Origin of the sequence: Microbacterium sp. LWH7-1.2 (assembly GCF_038397755.1) — a bacterium.
GTDB lineage: Bacteria > Actinomycetota > Actinomycetes > Actinomycetales > Microbacteriaceae > Microbacterium.
In genome coordinates, this window is record NZ_CP151637.1 from 2313051 (window position 1) to 2331532 (window position 18482).

Below are 18482 nucleotides of genomic sequence, written 5' to 3' on the forward strand. Positions count from 1 at the left end.
AACGCGCGCCTGCGACGTGGAAGGGTGGACGCATGAGCGTCTCAGGCAGACTCGTGATCATCGCCGGCGCGACGAGCGCTTCCGGCCGCATCGCCGCACGCGTCCTCCGCGACGCGGGTGCGCGCGTCGTGGCTGTCGGCCGTGACGCCGGCAGACTTCGCGACCTTCTCGATTCACTCGAGACGGATGCTGCGTCCCTGGCCGGCGGCACAGCCGGAAGCGTCCGCACCGAGGTGTGCGACCTGGGTGACGAGACGGCGGTCGCCTCCCTCGCGGAGCGCATCCACGAGACCGACGGGCCCGTCGACGGCGTACTCCACCTCGTGGGCGGCTGGCGGGGTGGAGGGGGCCTAGCGGGCCAGACCGACGACGACTACCGCTTCCTCGAGGGATCGCTGACCGCGCTGCGCCACGTCAGCCGGGCGTTCGACGCCGACCTGAAGGCGTCCGAGGCGGGCCGCCTCGCGGTGGTGTCGTCCACCGCGGTGGCGCGCCCGGTCGCCGGTGCGGCGAACTACGCCGCGGTGAAGGCCGCGACCGAGGCGTGGACGCGCGCCGTGGCGCAGGGGTTCACGAAAGACGCCCGGGATTCCGGCGGACGGCCGGCCGCAGCATCCGTCATCTTCCGCGTGAAGAGCCTCGACGGACTCGAGGAGGCGCTTGCCCAGCGGTTCGCCGATCTGTGGCTCGCCGACGCGACCGAGATCAACGACACCATCGTCGAACTCACCGACCCTTCGCTGTGACCGGGCTCAGCGCCCGGTCTTCCGCGAACTAGATTGGACACCCGTGACCACGATCCATGACCCGAACCTGCGCGGTTTCGCCAGCGACAACTACGCCGGCATCCACCCCGAGGTGCTCGCGGCGATCGCCGCCGCCAACGACGGCCACCAGGTCGCCTACGGCGATGACGTCTACACCGAGCGGCTGCAGCTCGTCATGGCCCGTCACTTCGGCGAGGGCGTCGAGGCGTACCCGGTGTTCAACGGCACCGGCGCGAACGTGGTCGGGCTGCAGTCGATGCTCCCCCGCTGGGGCGCCGTCGTCTCGGCCGGCACCGCGCACATCAACGTCGACGAAGGCGGTGCGCCCGAACGGGTGGCCGGGATCAAGCTGCTCACCGTCCCGACGGACGACGGCAAGCTCACACCCGAGCTCATCGACCGCGAGGCGTGGGGCTGGGGCGACGAGCACCGCGCGCAGCCGCTGGTCGTGTCGATCACCCAGTCCACGGAACTCGGCACGCTGTACACGGTGGACGAGATCACCGCGATCGCCCACCATGCCCACAGCCTGGGCATGCACGTCCACATGGACGGCTCGCGCATCTCCAACGCCGCGGCATCGCTCGACGTGCCCCTCCGCGCCTTCACGCGCGATGCCGGGGTCGACGTGCTGAGCTTCGGCGGCACCAAGAACGGCGCGATGCTCGGCGAGGCCGTCGTGGTGCTGAACCCCGAGGCGTCGACGGGCCTCAAATTCCTCCGCAAGCTCGACATGCAGCTGGCCTCGAAGATGCGCTTCGTGTCGGCACAGCTCCTCGCCCTGCTCGAGGGCGACCTGTGGCTGCGCAACGCGTCGCACTCCAACGCGATGGCCCAGCGCCTGCGCGCGGGGATCGAAGCGGGGCTCGCCGACGGCACGATCTCGGGCGTCGCGTTCACGCAGCCGACGCAGGCGAACGGCGTCTTCGCCACCCTGCCCGACGGGGTCGCCGATCGCCTGCGCACCTCCTTCCGGTTCTACGACTGGGATGCCGCGAAGAACGAGGTCCGCTGGATGTGCAGCTTCGACACCTCCGAGAACGACATCGACGCCTTCCTGGCCGCCATCGCCCGGGAGACCTCGCAGACCTGACCCCTCGCACGCTCGTTGAAGGGAGGGCGCCCTGGCGCCAACCACCGCTCGTTGAGCGGAGGGCGCTCTGGCGCCCGCAGTCGAAACGCCCCGGACTTCGCGGAAAGCCCGGAGCGTTTCGACTCGCTCGTTCCTCGCTCGCTCAACGAGCGGGGACGGGGAGGGCTCAGTCCTCGTGGTGCTCGCTCAACGAGCGGGGGCAAGGGCTCAGCCCTCGGGACGCTCGTTGAAGGGAGGGCGCCCTGGTGCCACCCACCGCTCGTTGAGCGGAGGGCGCTCTGGCGCCCGCAGTCGAAACGCCCCGGACTTCGCGGAAAGCCCGGAGCGTTTCGACTCGCTCGTTCCTCGCTCGCTCAACGAGCGGGGACGGGGAGGGCTCAGTCCTCGTGGCGCTCGCTCAACGAGCGGGGGCAAGGGCTCAGCCCTCGGGACGCTCGTTGAAGGGAGGGCGCCCTGGCGCCACCCACCGCTCGTTGAGCGGAGGGCGCTCTGGCGCCCGCAGTCGAAACGCCCCGGACTTCGCGGAAAGCCCGGAGCGTTTCGACTCGCTCGTTCCTCGCTCGCTCAACGAGCGGGGACGGGGAGGGCTCAGCCCTCGTGATGCTCGTTGAAGGGAGGGCGCCCTGGTGCCAACCACCGCTCGTTGAGCGGAGGGCGCTCTGGCGCCCGCAGTCGAAACGCCCCGGACTTCGCGGAAAGTGCGGGGCGTTTCGACTGCGTCGTTCCTTGCTCGCTCAACGAGCGGGGGGGGAGGGCTCAGCCGTCGTGGTGCTCGTCGTCGGTCTGGTCGCCGTCGTGGTGTTCGGCTTCGGTGTCGACGCTCGCGGCGTCCGCCGCCTCGGGCTCGGCAACCTCGGCCTCGACGTCCACCGGGGCGGCAGCATCCGTCCCGTCCGCTTCCTCGCGCTCAGCGGCGGCTTCGGCCGACGTGAGAGGGGTCTCGGGGCGGATGAGCTCCTTGACCTCGGCCATGAAGCTCATGAGCTGGTGCTGCTGCCAGCGCAGCTGGCGGGTGCGGTCCTCGGCGTCGCGCAGCACGGACTGCGAGTGCGTCGTCACGAGGTCGATGATGCGCTCGGCCTTCACGTGCGCACGGTCGAGGTGCTCGCGGGCGCGCAGCTGGGCGTCGGCCTCGATCTGCTGCGACTGGGCGCGCATGAGGCGCTCGAAGTCCTCGGCCTTCACCGAGACGCGCTGCGCGTGCTCGAGGGAGGCGGCGACCTGCTCGTTGGCGTCCTGCGTGATGCGCTCGGCGTGCGCGACCGCCTGGTTGTGCAGCACGAGGAATTCCTGGTGCGCGTCGTCCTGGCGGCGGGTGAGGGATGCCTCGAACTCGAGTGCGCGCAGGCGCAGCTCGCGCACCGTCTCCTCGGCCTCGGCGCGGTCGCGGGCGGTCTCGCGGGCGACCGTCGAGCGCAGCACCGCCGCGCCCTTCTCGGCCTCGGAGCGGATCGCGGCGGCTTCGCGCTCGGCCTGCGACACCTTCTCGGCCGCGTGGGCGGCCTCGCGCTCTAGGCGCGCCTCGTGCGCGGTGAGCTCGGTATCGATCTTCAGCTGGATCTGCTGCGCGTCGTGCTGGGCCTGCGAGACGATGGCGTCGGCCTCTGCCCGCGCCGACGTGCGGCGGTTCGCGATCTCTTCGCGAGCGGCCTCCAGCAGGCGGTCGCCCTGGATCGTCGCGTTGCGGATGAGCAGGCTCGCCTGGTCCTCGGCGACGCGCAGCACCTCTTCGAACTGCTGACGGTTGGGCGACTCGGTGGTCGCGCCGACGAGCTCGTCGCTGAGGGTCTGCACACGCTGCTCGGCGTCGGCGATCCTCGCGTTCGCGAGCTCCAGCTCGCCCTCGAGGCGCTTGACTGCGTCGCCCTCTTCTTCGCGGGCGGCGGATGCCTCGGCCGCGGCGCGCTCGAGTTCGGACTGTCGCTTCTGCTCGGCGTCGGCGAGAGCCGCCTCGAGCCGCTCGATCTCTTCCTGGCGCGCGACCAGCGTGGCGTCGATCTCGGCCTGACGGGCGGCGATCGCCGCGTCGATCTCGGCCTGGCGGCGCTCGACGGCCGCCTGAAGCTCGGCCTCGAGACGTTCCGCCTTGGCCCGGCTCTGCGCGACGGCCGCACCCGCACGACGCTGGTGCTGCTTCAGCTGCGCGACCTCGTCGGTGGCGGCGCGCATGCGCGCGTCGAGCCCGGCGATGGCGGCATCGACCTCTTCCTTGTCGTACCCGCGGAAGGTCGTCGTGAAGCCCGACCCGAACGCGGTCGTCGCTGTGTCGCCGATGAGGTTGTCGAACGGGGTCGGGTCGTCCTGACCCGTGTTTCCGGCGCTGTGGGCGTGGTCGGACATCGGTTTCTCCGCTTTCTGTGGCGAGGGTGGTGCTCGTCGGCGAGTGCTCGCGGCGGAGGCGTGCGGGACCGCTGCGCTGCGCCGGCGAACGTGTCGCCGCGCGCGCGGGCAGCAGTGGCCGCACCGTCCTCGACGACACCGGGGGGTGTGTCGCGGGTGACTGCGCTTCGGGGGTAGGTGAACCTTACATCGAGCGGCCGGGTGAGCGAAACGTCATTCGCCCGCGAGCCATCCACGGTACGCGTCGAACGACGACGGTCGCCCGAGGAACGCCTCGACGAGGTCCCGCGCGTCCCGCGATCCGCCTCGTTCCAGCACCTCGGTGCGGTAGCGACGAGCGGCTTCCGGGTCCATCAATCCGGCCGCGAAACCGCTCAGCAGGTCGCGCGCGATCACGAGGCTCCATTGGTACGTGTAGTAGCAGGCGCCGTAGCCCGTGAGGTGGCCGAATCCCGCATACGAGTGCAGGCCACCGAGCGGCTGAACGGGACTGGATGCCGCGTACAGCCGCTCCGTCTCGGCCTGCAGGTCGGCAGGCCGGTCGACGTGCAGGTGGTACGACACGTTCGCATGCCCGAGCTGGCGGCGCACCTCGAGGGCGCGGCCGAAGGCGTCCGCGGTGCGCATGCGCTCGACGAGGTCGGCGGGGATCGGCTCGCCGCCGGCGTTCGCGCTGAACGAGGCGAGCACATCCGCATCCCACGCCCACTCCTCGAGGAGCTGGCTGGGCGCTTCGACGAAGTCCCACTCGGTGGCGACCCCGCTGAAGCGGGCGAAGCGCTGCCGGCCGCCGAGGATGTCATGCACGAGGTGCCCGAACTCGTGGAAGAACGTCACGACATCGTCGTGCTCGAGCAAACCGCGCGAGAAGTTGCAGAGCAGCGCCGCTTCGGGGAGCACGCGCCCAGCGACCCCGGGTGCGAGGGGGAAGCATGCGGCGTGGCTGAACTTTCCCTCGCGGGGGTGCAGATCGAGGTGGATGCGCCCGAGGCGATCGCCGCCCCGCACCACATCGAACGACTGCACGTCGGCGTGCCACGCGGGCACGTCGACAGGCACGTACTCGACGTCGAGCAGGCGCCCGGTGACGTCCAGCACGCCGGCGACGACCCGCTCGAACGGGAAGTACGAGCGCACCAGCTGCGCGTCGACGTCGTACTGCTCCCGCTTGATCGCGCCGAGCAGGTACCAGAAGTCGGCGATCGAGACAGCGTCGGCGTCCGGGATGTCGCAGCGCAGGCGTTCGAGCAGGATCGGGTACTCGGCATCCGTCGCCGGCCGGGACGCCTCGTCGAGGCGCGAGAGGAATGTGGGGATCTCGGCGCCCGCGCCGATCATGCGGGTCTCGGTCTCGTAGTCGGCCCAGTCCGGGTAGCCGAGCAGGCGGGCGCGCTCGGCGCGCACCTCGAGCAGCTCGGCGAGGATCGCGTCGTTCTCGGGCCATGCGAGGTCGTTGTAGGCGCTCACGAGGGCGACGCGGGTCGCCCGGTCGTGCGCGTAGTCGCGGATCGGCATGAGATCGGGGTAGTCGGTCGAAAGCGTCACCCGGCCCTCGTCGTCGGCGGGGTGCGCGTCGATGAAGTCCTGCGGCATCCCGGCGAGACCCTCGGCGGGAACGGTGATCTCGCGGCGCCCGTCGCGGATGTTGCGCGAGAACGCGAGCGACAGCTCGGTGTCGCGGTCCGCCAGCTGCCGCGCCCGTTCGCGGTCGGCCTCGTCGAGCTCGACGCCGCCGCGACGGAAGTCGCGCAGCAGATGGGTGAGGAGGCGCGCCTGGTCGTCGTCGAGGCCCTCGGTCGAGGCATCCGCGAAGGAATTCCAGAGATCGCGGTTCAGCAGGCGCCCCGCCGACAGCGACTCGATCGCCTGCACCTGTGATTCCGCGATATCGCGCACCTCGGCGTCGGGGTGCGCCTCGCTCACGACGTAGGCCTCGCTGAGCGCCTCGGCAAGCGCGATGTCGGCGTCGTTCCAGAGCTCCAGGCGCTCCGCGGTGGTCAGCGCGGCCTCGGAGGTCAGGCGCGCGTCGATCTCGTTCACACGGGCGATGCGTTCGGCAGGGCGCTCGGTCGCGAACGCAGCCCAGCCGACGGCATCGGACGGGAAGGGCAGGGGTGCGAGGGTCACCATGCGAGCCTATGGGCGGGCGGGGACACCGCGCGAGTACGAGATTCCGGCGGGCGGAGGGAGATCAGCGCAGGGCGCCGACGCTCGCGAGCGCCATGCGCACGAGGGTCCCGCGCCCGCCCTCCATCTCGGCGGAGAGGGCATCGGATGCCGCCTCCTCCGGTGTCAGCCAGGTCACCTCGAGCGCGTCCTGACGCGGCTCGCAGGTGCCCGTGACCGGGACGACGAACGCGAGCGACACGGCATGCTGGCGGTCGTCGTGGTAGGCGCTGACGCCCGGGAGCGGGAAGTACTCGGCCACCGTGAACGGCGTCGGCTGCGGCGGCAGCAGCGGGAAGGCCATCGGCCCGAGGTCGTTCTCCAGGTGACGGAACAGCGCGTCGCGGACGGTTTCGCCGTAGCGCACGCGGCCCGACACGATGGTGCGCGAGATCTCGCCGATCGGGGTGGCCCGCAGCAGGATGCCGACCTGGGTGACCTGGCCCATCCCATCGGTGCGCACCGGCACGCCCTCGACGTAGAGCATCGGCAGGCGACGGCGGGCTTCTTCCAGCTCGATGTCGCTCAGCCACGCGGGGTTCGAGACGTTGCCGGCCGGCGGGCCGAACGGCTCGTCGCCCGCTGGTTCGGGGTCGGGAGTGCGCACGGACATGCCTCTTGTATACCGTGCCGTCCGCAAAGGTGGACACCTTGTCCTGTCCCTCGACCGGGCGTAGCGTGCCCCGTGCCGGCGAGGCCGGGTCCGGGGCCGCACGACAGTAGGGAGCACACATCATGCACAAGTCCACACGTGCAGCGATCGCGGCGACGGCGATCGCGTTGCTGGCCCTGGGAGGAGGCACCGCCGCCGCGGCGGCGCCGGCGATCCCCCTCAACAACGGCCAGGAGGTCACCGGCGCCGAGGGCGGGGCGCACGGCTTCTTCTCGTACACGATCGACGGGGATCAGTTCTGCTACACGCTCTCGGTCACGAAGCTCACCGCGCCCGCCACGATGGCGCACGTGCACATCGCGCCGCAGGGGATCGCCGGTCCCGTCGTCATCGGGCTCACCGTTCAGAACCTGACGGCCTTCGAGACGAGCGAGTGCAAGACGGTCGATCCTGCGCTGCTCGACGCGATCGCAGAGAACCCGCGCGCCTACTACGTCAACGTCCACACCGCGACGTACCCCGGAGGCGAGGTGCGCGGCCAGCTGAAGTGACCGTGTCGGTGCGAGGGGGCAGGATGGAAGGGTGACCTCCCCCGCCCCTCTTGACGCCGATCCCGTGCGGTGGTCGGCCGAACCCGGCGACCGCGACGGTCGCCCGCTGCTGATCCTGCTGCACGGCTACGGCGCCGACGAGAACGACCTCTTCGGGCTCGTGCCCTACCTCCCGGAGGAGTTCGTGGTCGCGGCGGTGCGAGCGCCGCTCGCACCGCCGTTCCCGGCTCCCGGGTTCTCGTGGTACCCGATCGAGGGCCTCGACGGGCGCGACCCCGACCACGTCACGGCAGCTGCGCACCGGCTGATCGCGTGGACGGAGGCCGCAGCATCCGTCGACGTCCCCGTCGGGCTGCTCGGCTTCTCGCAAGGAGCAGCAGTGGCTCTTCAGGCCATGCGGCTCGACCCGCAGCGGTTCTCGTTCGCGGTCAACCTGTCGGGCTACGTCACCCCTGGCGACCTGCCGCGTGACGCCGAGCTCGCCGAGCGGCGCCCGCCCGTGTTCTGGGGCCGGGGCACGAACGACGACGTCATCCCGGGCTTCCTGGTCCAGCACACCACCCAGTGGCTGCCCGAACGCGTCGACCTCAGCGGCCGCGTGTACCCGGGCCTCACCCACAGCGTCTCGGAGCAGGAGCTCGCCGACGTCCGGGTCTTCCTGGACAAGCAGCTCGAAGAGCTCACGGCCGCCGAGGCCTGACGTCCCCCTGGCCCTGCCCAGGGATGTCGGCTAGGGTGGCTGACGGCCTTGTCCCCTCCGTGAGGAACTCCCTTGAAGCTGATCGACGCGACCGCGCTGTAATCGCGCTGCTCCGTCGACTCTCGACGCACCAGCGCTTGAACAACTTCGCGCTGCCGTCGATCCGCCGCTTCCTCACCTCGCTCCGGCATGCCCGGGCGACGGCTCTGCGGCCCTCGGTGTCAGCGCACGTCTGACCAAGGAGGCCTCATGCCCGCTCACTCTGCTCTTCCCAACACCCGGCTCACTCCGGCGATCGTCCTCGACCGGGTCACGTTCACCTGGGCCGACGGCACCACCGCGCTCTCGGATGTCTCCGGCTCGTTCGGCACCGGCCGCACGGGCCTCGTCGGCCGCAACGGCTCCGGCAAGTCCACGCTCATGCGGCTCATCGCCGGCGAGCTCGCGCCGTCGGGCGGTCACATCTCACGGACGACGGATGCCGCATACCTTCCGCAGCGGCTGACGCTCGACGTCGACCGGCCCGTCGCCGACCTGCTCGGCGTGGGCGAGACGCTCCGGGCGCTGCGCGCCATCGAGTCCGGCGACGCCGACCCCCGTCACTTCGACGCGGTCGGCTCCGGCTGGGACATCGAGGCGCGTGCGCAGGCGGCGCTCGGCGAAGCCGGGCTCGCTCCCGACATGCTGGACCGCAACGTCGGGCAGCTGTCGGGCGGTGAGGCGGTGCTGACCGCGATCGCCGGCATCCGTCTGCGCGGCGCGTCCATCGCGCTGCTCGACGAGCCCACCAACAACCTCGATCGCGAGGCGCGTGCGCGCTTGCACGACATGGTGCGAACGTGGCGCGGAGCGCTCGTCGTCGTCAGCCACGACACCTCGCTGCTCGAGCCGATGGATGACACCGCCGAGCTGTACGCGAACGAGCTGTCGGTGTTCGGCGGCCCGTATTCCGAATGGCGCGCGTGGCTGGATGCCGAGCAGGGCGCCGCTCGCGACGCGGAGCGCGCCGCGCGCCAGGCCGTCAAGCGCGAGAAGCGCCAGCGCATCGAGGCCGAGACCACCATCTCGCGCCGCGCTGCGATGGGACGCAAGGCGTTCGAGGAGAAGCGCGTGCCGAAGATCGTCGCCAACGGCCGCAAGATGGCCGCCGAGGTGTCGGCCGGCAAGCTGCGCGGCGAGAAGGCCGACCGCGAGGCATCCGCTCGCGAAGCGCTCGATGCCGCCGAGCGCCGCGTGCGCGACGACGACATCGTGAAGATCGACCTGCCGGACCCGGGCGTGCCCGCGGGCCGCCGCATCGCCACCCTGGGCGACGGCGAGCGCTCGTGGATCATCCAGGGGCCCGAACGGGTCGCGCTGATCGGCCCGAACGGCGCCGGAAAGACGACGCTCCTCGAGAAGCTGGTTGCTCCCGTCGTCGGCTTCGAACCGTTTGCAGGATCCGATCCGGATGCGGCCGGCCAGGACCCTGAGAATCCGGGAATCCCGGCCGGCAGCGCACCATCGGTCCTGCAAACGGCACGCACCGAGCTGCACACCGACCGGGTCGGGTACCTGCCGCAACGCGTGGACGGACTCGATGATGCGGCATCCGTGCTCGAGAACGTCGCGCCGTCGGCGCCCAGCGTGACGATCGTCGAGCTGCGCAACCGGCTCGCGCGGTTCCTCATCCGAGGTGCCGCGGTCGAGAGGCCCGTCGGGACGCTGTCGGGCGGCGAGCGGTTCCGGGTCGCGCTCGCGCGGCTCATGCTCGCCGACCCGCCGCCGCAGCTGCTCGTGTTCGACGAGCCGACGAACAACCTCGACCTCGACACGGTCGACCGGTTCGTCGACGCGATCGCGGCCTACCGCGGCGCGGTGCTCGTCGTGAGCCACGACGACGCGTTCCTCGAGCGCATCGGCGTGAGCCTCGTGCTCGAGCTCGACCGCGACGGCACGCTCACCGAGCGCTGACGCCGGGTCGCAGCATCCGTCATCTCCGGAAGGGGGACGGATGCTGCGGCCCGCCCCCGCGCGGATCGGGGGCCAGCACCCGTGCGGTGACGCGCCGACGCGAGCAGGATGGACGCATGAACGCACTCGTGAGACCTCAGCAGGGCCGATGGATCGCCGGCGTCTGCGCCGCCATCGCCAACCGCTTCGGGTGGAACGTCACCCTCGTGCGCATCCTCACCCTGATCGCGGTGGTCTTCCTCGGCCTCTCGCTGTGGATCTACATCCTGCTGTGGATCCTGGTGCCCTCCGAGCGCTGACCCCTGGCGCGGCAGGGTTCCCCACGCCATGATGAACGCATGCATCGCCTGGTCCGCCCCGTAAAAGGGCGCATGATCGCGGGAGTCTGCCAGGGCATCGCCGACCGCTTCGGCTGCAGCGTCGTGCCGGTGCGCGTGCTCACGGTCGGTGCGACCGTGTTCTTCGGCGTCTCGATCCTGCTGTACCTGGTGCTCTGGATCCTGATGCCCGACGAGCGGTGAGTCGCGCTCAGGGCTGCTTCTTCTGGCGGCCCGGAGCGCTGTCGCTGTTGCCGGGGCCGTTGGTCGTCTCGGTCTCGTCCGCGGGCGGCTGGGTCTCGGTGGGCGCCGGCTCCGGGGCGGGAACGGCGACGACTTCCTCATCGGTGGTGCCGTCCGGCTCCATGGCAGCGTCCGTCTGCTCCACGGGGTCCGTCGTCGGCGTGCGAGCCGGCGACGGACGGATGGTGGGGACGGACGCCGGTGGGCGAGGCTCGGAGACCGGCGCGGGCACGAGCGGGGACGGGTCCTGTGAGGCACCGAGGATCGTGGTGACGAGGACAAGGAGCGAGAGCCCCAGCGCACCGCACAGCGCGCCGAGCCCGAACGTCTGCACGCGTCGCGAGCGCAGCCACGAACGATCGGCGAGGGCCGGGTTCGTACGGCGGGTGAGCGGAGCGGGGGCCGTGGGCTCGCTCGAGGGCATCGGTTCCATCACGGTCCTCGGCAGTGAGCGCGTGCCGGGGGTGCACGCACGCAGGGAGCTTACGCGACCGTCCTGGACGGAACCTGGCCCGATGTCGGTGATCGCGACCAAGATGGAGTGATGGGCGACGTCCTCGAGCGGTTCGGTCCTGCCACGCAGGACTGGTTCCGCGGCGCATTCCACGCGCCCACCGACGCCCAGAAGGGCGCGTGGCAGGCGATCTCCGCGGGCAAGCACGCGCTCGTGGTCGCGCCGACGGGCTCCGGCAAGACGCTGTCGGCCTTCCTCTGGGCGATCGACCGCGTGTTCCACGACAAGGCCACGACGCCGCCGGCCCCTGAAGGCAGGAAGCGGCGGACGGATGCTGCGGCCCCCGCCACCCGGATCCTCTACATCTCGCCCCTCAAGGCCCTCGGCGTCGACGTCGAGCGCAACCTCCGCTCGCCCCTGGTGGGGATCGGGCAGTCGGCGCGGCGCCTCGGGCTGACCGTGCCCGACGTGACGGTCGGCGTTCGGTCGGGTGACACGCCCGCGGGCGACCGGCGCAAGCTGGTGCAGACGCCGCCCGACATCCTCATCACGACGCCCGAGTCGCTGTACCTCATGCTGACGAGTCGGGCGGGCGAGACGCTGCGCGACGTGCACACGGTGATCGTCGACGAAGTGCACGCCGTAGCGGCCACCAAGCGCGGCGCGCACCTGGCCGTGAGTCTCGAGCGCCTCGACGCGCTGCGCCGTTCGTTCGTCCCCGACGGCGCACCGGCTCAGCGCATCGGGCTGTCGGCGACGGTGCGCCCGATCGACGAGGTGGCGCGGTTCCTCGGCGGTGCGGAGCCCGTCGAGATCGTCGCACCGCGTGCGAGCAAGGCGTTCGACATGAAGGTCGTCGTGCCCATCGGCGACATGCTGAACCCGCCTCCGCCGCCGAGCCCGTTCACGTCCGAGGGTGACGGCGCGTGGGAAGCGCCCGGCGCTGCGGATGAGCCGATCGACGAGGACTGGTTCGCCGACGGTCAGTCGACGGGCTCGGGACCGCGGGCTACCGGCGCCGGCGAGACAGAGATGACGGGGTCGGTCTGGCCGCACGTCGAGGAGGCGATCGTCGACCGCATCCTGCTGCACCGCTCGACCATCGTGTTCTGCAACTCGCGACGCCTCGCCGAGCGCCTGACCGGCCGGCTGAACGAGATCTACTCCGAGCGCCTCGGCCTCGATCTGCCCGACCAGACCGTACCCGCCGCCATGATGGCGCAGGCCGGCGCGACGGCGGGCGCCGACCCGGTGCTCGCGAAGGCGCACCACGGGTCGGTGTCGAAGGAGCAGCGAGCGCAGGTCGAGGAGGAGCTGAAGTCCGGCGCCCTGCGCTGCGTCGTGGCGACGTCGAGCCTCGAGCTCGGCATCGACATGGGCGCCGTCGACCTCGTGATCCAGGTCGAGGCGCCGCCGAGCGCCGCCTCGGGCCTGCAGCGCATCGGCCGCGCCGGTCACCAGGTCGGCGAGGTGAGCCGGGCCGCCCTGTTCCCGAAGCACCGCGGCGACGTGCTCCACACCGCGATCGTCACCGAGCGCATGCTCGCGGGTGAGATCGAGGCGATCGCCATCCCGCAGAACCCGCTCGACATCCTCGCGCAGCAGACCGTGGCCGCCGCCGCCGTCGGCCCCGTCGACGTCGAAGGCTGGTACGAGACGCTCAAGCGCAGCGCGCCGTTCCGCTCGCTCCCGCGGTCCGCCTACGAGGCGACGCTCGACCTCATCGCCGGCCGGTTCCCGTCCGACGAGTTCGCCGAGCTCCGTCCCCGTGTCATCTGGGACCGCGATCTCGGCGTGCTGACCGGGCGCCCCGGCGCACAGCACATCGCCGTGACGAGCGGCGGCACGATCCCCGACCGCGGCCTCTTCGGCGTCTTCATCGCCGGCGAATCGCAGAACGCGCGCGTCGGCGAGCTCGATGAGGAGATGGTCTACGAGTCACGCGTCAACGACGTCTTCACCCTGGGCACGACGAGCTGGCGCATCGTCGAGATCACACACGACCGCGTGAACGTGGTGCCCGCGTTCGGGCAGCCGGGCAAGGTCCCGTTCTGGCACGGCGACGGCATCGGCCGTCCCGCCGAGCTGGGCGAGGCGCTCGGCAGGTTCTCGCGAGAGGTGTCGGCGGCGAAGCCCGACAAGGCCGAGTCGCGACTGCGCGAGGCGGGCCTCGACGAGTTCGCGCAAGACAACCTGCTGGCCTACCTCGCCGAGCAGCGCGAGGCCACCGGCACCCTTCCGACCGACCGCCAGCTCACGGTCGAGCGCGGCCGCGACGAGGTCGGCGACTGGCGCGTGATCCTGCACTCGCCGTACGGCATGCAGGTGCATGCGCCGTGGGCGCTTGCGGTGAACGCGCGCATCCGCGAGCGGCTGGGCGTCGACGGGTCGGCGGTCGCGAGCGACGACGGCATCATCGCCCGGATCCCGGATGCCACGGCCGAGCCCCCGGGCGCGGACCTCTTCGTCTTCGACCCTGACGAACTCGATCAGATCGTGACCGAGGAGGTCGGCGGCTCCGCCTTGTTCGCCTCGCGATTCCGCGAGTGCGCTGCCCGCGCGCTGCTGATGCCCCGCCGCAACCCGGGCAAGCGCACGCCGCTGTGGCAGCAGCGCCAGCGGTCGGCGCAGCTGCTCGAAGTCGCCCGGCGCTACCCGACCTTCCCGATCATCCTCGAGACCCTCCGCGAGGTCCTGCAGGACGTCTACGACGTGCCGTCGCTCCTGCGTCTCATGCGCGGGATCGGCGAGCGCCGCATCCGTCTCATCGAGACGGAGCCCGCCCAGCCGTCGCCGTTCGCGCGCGATCTCCTGTTCGGCTACGTCGGCGCGTTCATGTACGAGGGCGACTCGCCGCTGGCGGAGCGCCGCGCCGCGGCCCTCTCCGTCGATCCGGCGCTGCTGTCCGAGCTGCTCGGCAAGATCGAGATGCGCGAACTCCTCGACCCCGACGTGATCGCCCAGTTCGAGCGCGAGGCGCAGCGGCTCGATCCCGAGCGCCGGGCGCGCGGGCTCGAGGGCGTCGCCGACCTCCTGCGCCTGCTCGGTCCGCTCGACGCGGCCGAGATCGCGGCGCGTCTCGAGCCGGCCCCTGCTGCCCGGTCGGTGAGCAAGCGAGAAACGCGGTCGTTGAGCGAGCCTGCGAGTCGAAACGCAGAGTCGAGACGCGCCGAACCATCGAACGGCCTCGACCACGAGGCCGAGGCATCCGCGCATCTGGACGCCCTCATCTCCGCGCGGCGCGCGATCCCCGTCACGATCGGGGGCATCACCCGCGTCGCCGCGATCGAAGACGCCGGACGGCTGCGCGATGCGCTCGGCGCGGCGTTGCCCGTCGGCATCCCCACCGCGTTCCTCGAGCCCGTGGCCGACCCGCTCGGCGACCTGGTGGCGCGGTACGCGCGCACCCACGGTCCTTTCACGGCGGATGCTGCGGCCGACCGTCTCGGCGTCGGCGTGGCGGTCGCGCGCCTCACGCTGCAGCGACTCGAGTCTCAGGGACGTGTCACGAGCGGGTTCTTCCTGCCCGAGTCCTCGACGACGGCACGCGCCGACGAGGCGGACTGGTGCGACACGGAGGTCCTGCGCCGGCTGCGCATGCGCTCGCTCGCCGCGATCCGCGGCAGCGTCGAGCCGGTGCCGCAGCACGCGTACGCACGATTCCTGCCCGTGTGGCAGCATGTCACGCGTCCCCTCGAGGGCATCGACGGCGTCGCGGCGGTGGTGGAGCAGCTCGCGGGGGTGCCGATCCCGGCCAGCGCGTGGGAGTCGCTCGTGCTCCCGGCACGCATCGCCGACTACACCCCTGGCATGCTCGATGAGCTCACCGCCACCGGGGAGGTGGTGTGGTCGGGCCACGGCAGCCTTCCTGGCCGCGACGGCTGGATCGCACTTCACCCGGCCGACGCGGTACCCCTCACGCTCGCCCTCCCTGACGAGGGCGAGGAGGTCGTCCCGGGATCCCTCGACGCCCAGCTGCTGTCCGCGCTCGGCGGAGGCGGTGCCTACTTCGCCGCCCAGCTGCGCCAGACCACCGGTGCCGAGAACGAGCAGTCCGTCGTCGACGCACTGTGGCGCTTGACGTGGTCGGGTCTCGTGACCAACGACACCTTCGCGCCGGTGCGGGCGCTCGTCTCGGGCGGATCGCAGGCCCACCGCGTGAGCCGCCGGACACCCCGGGCCCGGCTGTACCGGGGCGCGGCGGTGCGGGCGGTGGCAGCATCCGTCCCCGCGCGTCCGCCCGCGATCGGCGGCCGATGGTCGCTGCTGCCCGCCGCCGAGCCCGACGCCGCCGTGCGGGCGACCGCGACGGCGAGCCTCCTCCTCGACCGCTACGGCGTGGTGACGCGCGGGGCGGTGCAATCCGAGGGGGTGCCCGGTGGATTCGCCCAGACGTACCGCGTGCTCGCCGGCTTCGAGGAGGCCGGTCACTGCCGCCGCGGCTACGTGATCGAGAAGCTCGGCGCGGCGCAGTTCGCGGCGTCGGCCACCGTCGACCGGCTGCGCGAGTTCGCCGGCCTCTCCGATCCGCCACCGCTCCGGGCGGTCACGCTGGCGGCGACCGACCCGGCCAGCCCCTACGGGGCTGCGCTCGCCTGGCCCGCGCTCGAGGGTGTGTCGCACCGCCCCGGTCGCAAAGCCGGCGCCCTCGTCGTGCTCGTCGACGGCGCGCTCACGCTGTACCTCGAGCGCGGCGGCAAGTCCGCACTCGCCTTCACCGGCGACGAGGCGGCGCTGGCCGCCGCCACCCGCGATCTCGCGGCGACGGCTCGCGCGCGGCGCCTCGACACCCTCACGATCGAGCAGGTGAACGGCGCGTTCGTGTACGGCACGTTCGTGGGCAAGACCCTCCGCGACGCCGGCTTCGTCGAGTCCCCGCGCGGGCTGACGCTGCGCCGCCTGACGGCGGGCGACGCCCTCCGACAGGCTCAGGGACCGGAGGACAGGGCGGGCGCGCGTGCCTGAGGGCGACACCGTCTTCCGCGCCGCCCGGCGACTGGACTCGGCTCTCGCCGGCGCGACCGTGACGCGCTTCGAGTTGCGCGTTCCTCAGCTGGCGACGGTCGATCTGCGCGGCGAGGTCGTGCACGATGTCGTCTCGCGCGGCAAGCACCTCCTGCATCGCATCGGTTCGTGGACGCTCCACACGCATCTCAAGATGGAGGGCGAGTGGCACGTCTACCGTCGCGGCGAGCGCTGGCACGCACCGGCGTTCCGTGCCCGGGCGATCATCGGCGCGACGGCACCCGACGGCACGGAGTGGGAGACCGTCGGTTTCGACCTCGCCGAGATCAAGCTCGTGCCCACGACAGCCGAAGACGAGCTGGTGGGCTACCTCGGCCCTGATCCGCTCTCCGACTCCTGGGACCCCGAGGAGGCCGCGCGGCGCCTGGCCGCCGACACCCGCGCGGTGCACGTCGCCGTGCAGGACCAGCGCAACATCGCCGGTTTCGGCAACGAGTACGCGAACGAGATCCTCTTCGTCCGCGGTGTCCTCCCCACGACACCGGCGAATGAGACGGATGCCGCCGCCATCGTGGATCTCGGCGCCCGCATGATCCGCGCGAACCGCAACCGGTCCGGCCGCACCTTCACCGGTGACGCCCGCCCCGGTCGGTCGACGTGGGTGTACCGTCGCGAAGGCCGCCCGTGCCGTCGTTGCGGCACCCTGATCGAGGGTGGGAGCCTCGGCGCCGATCCGACGCGAGACCGCATCGTCTTCTGGTGCCCCACCTGTCAGCGCTGAGCCCGGATCCCAGGGGGCATGGGCTCGGGTTTCAGCACGCTTTGATCACGATGCGCGGCGGACGAAGTGTCGCCCCGGGCTGCAGCATCCGTCCCCCGCGTTCGTGTCTCCGGTGAAACCGCGCGGTTCCCTGGGCGTTACACAACGCCGGACGATCTGTCTCACCGGCCGCTGCCGCCGAACAGAATCGTCCGGTTCGGTCTTCGATCCGTTGCGGGTGCCCACATCGCCATATTGAATACCTCCACACCCGATAGGCCGTGCAGAGTGGCGCGACCGGCGATCAGAAGGACCCTCACGAGGTGACGATGTCCACAGGCACGGCCGCAGCGCAGGCGACGGCGGAGCACGTTCCCACCGACGGCGAGGGCGTGCGCGGAGCCGTCGTCCTGTCGGGGATCACGAAGTACTACGGCGAACAGCTCGCCGTCGACGACCTGTCGCTCCAGGTCCAGCCGGGCGAGTTCATCTCGCTTCTGGGGCCGTCGGGCTGCGGCAAGACGACCACGCTGCGGATGATCGCGGGATTCGAGCACCCGGATGCCGGCGACATCCGCATCTCCGGTCGCTCGGTGCTCGCCGCGCCGCCGTACAAGCGTGACGTCAACACCGTCTTCCAGGCCTACGCCCTGTTCCCGCACCTGTCGGTCGCCGAGAACGTCGCATACGGGCTGCAGCAGCGCCGCACCCCGAAGGCCGAGGTACGCGAGCGCGTCACGCAGGCGCTCGACATGGTGCAGATGCGCCGTTTCGGCGATCGTAAGCCGACGCAGCTGTCGGGCGGTCAGCAGCAGCGCATCGCGCTGGCCCGTGCGCTGGTGAACCGTCCCGCGGTGCTGCTGCTCGATGAGCCGCTCGGTGCGCTCGATCGCCAGCTGCGCGAGGAGATGCAGCTCGAGCTCAAGCTGCTGCAGTCACGCCTGGGCATCACCTTCGTCTTCGTGACGCACGACCAGGGCGAGGCACTGTCGATGAGCGACCGCATCGCGATCATGCGTGCCGGCCGGATCGAACAGCTCGCCGACGCCGACACCGTCTACGCACGCCCCGCTTCGGCGTACGTCGCGGCGTTCGTCGGACAGCAGAACTTCTTCCGTGGCCCCGCCGCCGAGGCAGGGGCGGCGATCACCTCGCCGTACGCGCTGGTGCGCGCCACCTCACCCGTGCTCACTGCCACGAACCTCGGCGAGGCGGCCGTGCGCCCCGAGTTCATCCGCATCGAGAAGGACGCCCCGGCGGGCGCGGCGGCCGAGGCGTTACCCGAGGCCAACACCGCGCGCGGCGAGCTGATCGGGGTGTCGCACCTCGGCGACACGATGCAGTTCCTCGTACAGCTCGGGCCGGACCAGAGCCTCATCGTGCGACGCCCGACGCCCGACGCGCCCGCGCTCTCCATCGGCGACGCCGTCGTGTGCACGTGGGCGGCGCACCACGTACTGCTGTTCCCCGCCGCCGACGACGACGCGGCGAAGCAGGGTGGTTACATCGCACCTCCGACCGCCTGACCGCACCATCCAGACCCGACGCACGACCCGCTTG

Annotated in this window: 14 protein-coding genes; 10 read left to right on the forward strand and 4 right to left on the reverse strand. The window is 71.5% G+C overall.

Annotation, left to right across the window (positions count from 1 at the left end; all coding sequences use genetic code 11):
• Positions 1–32 precede the first annotated feature (32 nt).
• Positions 33–746 (forward strand): SDR family NAD(P)-dependent oxidoreductase, encoded by a 714-nt coding sequence (locus MRBLWH7_RS10810; protein ID WP_341994309.1) that lies wholly within the window; start codon positions 33–35, stop codon positions 744–746.
• A 43-nt stretch (positions 747–789) separates the two neighbouring features.
• Positions 790–1860 (forward strand): low specificity L-threonine aldolase, encoded by a 1071-nt coding sequence (locus MRBLWH7_RS10815; protein ID WP_341994311.1) that lies wholly within the window; start codon positions 790–792, stop codon positions 1858–1860.
• Between the two features lie 756 nt (positions 1861–2616).
• Here MRBLWH7_RS10815 and MRBLWH7_RS10820 read toward each other — a convergent pair.
• The 3 genes from MRBLWH7_RS10820 to MRBLWH7_RS10830 form a co-directional block, all read right to left on the reverse strand.
• The gene (locus MRBLWH7_RS10820; protein ID WP_341994313.1) at positions 2617–4200 is read right to left on the reverse strand and encodes a hypothetical protein; all 1584 of its coding nucleotides are present in this window, start codon (positions 4198–4200) and stop codon (positions 2617–2619) included.
• A gap of 213 nt (positions 4201–4413) precedes the next feature.
• Entirely contained in the window at positions 4414–6330 is a 1917-nt protein-coding gene (locus MRBLWH7_RS10825; protein ID WP_341994315.1) for a M3 family metallopeptidase, read from the reverse strand.
• A gap of 61 nt (positions 6331–6391) precedes the next feature.
• Positions 6392–6979, reverse strand: coding sequence for an NUDIX hydrolase family protein (locus MRBLWH7_RS10830; RefSeq protein WP_310288214.1), 588 nt, complete (start codon positions 6977–6979; stop codon positions 6392–6394).
• Between the two features lie 122 nt (positions 6980–7101).
• On the opposite strand from MRBLWH7_RS10830, the gene MRBLWH7_RS10835 reads away from it, so the two are divergent.
• The 5 genes from MRBLWH7_RS10835 (at position 7102) to MRBLWH7_RS10855 (ending at position 10704) form a co-directional block, all read left to right on the forward strand.
• On the forward strand, positions 7102–7530 hold the full coding sequence (locus MRBLWH7_RS10835; RefSeq protein WP_341994320.1) for a CHRD domain-containing protein: 429 nt from the start codon (positions 7102–7104) through the stop codon (positions 7528–7530).
• Positions 7531–7561: 31 nt separating this feature from the next.
• The gene (locus tag MRBLWH7_RS10840; RefSeq protein ID WP_341994322.1) at positions 7562–8230 is read left to right on the forward strand and encodes an alpha/beta hydrolase-fold protein; all 669 of its coding nucleotides are present in this window, start codon (positions 7562–7564) and stop codon (positions 8228–8230) included.
• A gap of 249 nt (positions 8231–8479) precedes the next feature.
• Entirely contained in the window at positions 8480–10183 is a 1704-nt protein-coding gene (locus MRBLWH7_RS10845) for an ABC-F family ATP-binding cassette domain-containing protein (RefSeq protein ID WP_341994324.1), read from the forward strand.
• A gap of 116 nt (positions 10184–10299) precedes the next feature.
• Positions 10300–10482 carry a PspC domain-containing protein gene (locus MRBLWH7_RS10850; protein ID WP_341994326.1) on the forward strand — a complete coding sequence of 61 codons (183 nt, stop codon included), beginning with the start codon at positions 10300–10302 and terminating at the stop codon, positions 10480–10482.
• Between the two features lie 39 nt (positions 10483–10521).
• Positions 10522–10704 (forward strand): PspC domain-containing protein, encoded by a 183-nt coding sequence (locus tag MRBLWH7_RS10855; RefSeq protein ID WP_341994327.1) that lies wholly within the window; start codon positions 10522–10524, stop codon positions 10702–10704.
• A gap of 7 nt (positions 10705–10711) precedes the next feature.
• Here the strand turns inward: MRBLWH7_RS10855 and MRBLWH7_RS10860 are convergent, their stop codons facing one another.
• Positions 10712–11176, reverse strand: a complete 465-nt coding sequence (locus MRBLWH7_RS10860) for a hypothetical protein (protein ID WP_341994329.1) — start codon at positions 11174–11176, stop codon at positions 10712–10714.
• Between the two features lie 111 nt (positions 11177–11287).
• Between MRBLWH7_RS10860 and MRBLWH7_RS10865 the strand changes: the two genes are divergently transcribed.
• The 3 genes from MRBLWH7_RS10865 (at position 11288) to MRBLWH7_RS10875 (ending at position 18448) form a co-directional block, all read left to right on the forward strand.
• Entirely contained in the window at positions 11288–16162 is a 4875-nt protein-coding gene (locus tag MRBLWH7_RS10865) for a DEAD/DEAH box helicase (RefSeq protein WP_341994331.1), read from the forward strand.
• Positions 16155–16943: a DNA-formamidopyrimidine glycosylase family protein gene (locus tag MRBLWH7_RS10870; RefSeq protein ID WP_341994333.1), complete on the forward strand. Its 789-nt coding sequence runs from the start codon at positions 16155–16157 to the stop codon at positions 16941–16943. The genes MRBLWH7_RS10865 and MRBLWH7_RS10870 overlap by 8 nt, the downstream gene beginning before the upstream one ends.
• A 308-nt stretch (positions 16944–17251) precedes the next feature.
• Positions 17252–18448 carry an ABC transporter ATP-binding protein gene (locus MRBLWH7_RS10875; RefSeq protein WP_342002017.1) on the forward strand — a complete coding sequence of 399 codons (1197 nt, stop codon included), beginning with the start codon at positions 17252–17254 and terminating at the stop codon, positions 18446–18448.
• Positions 18449–18482: the final 34 nt, after the last annotated feature.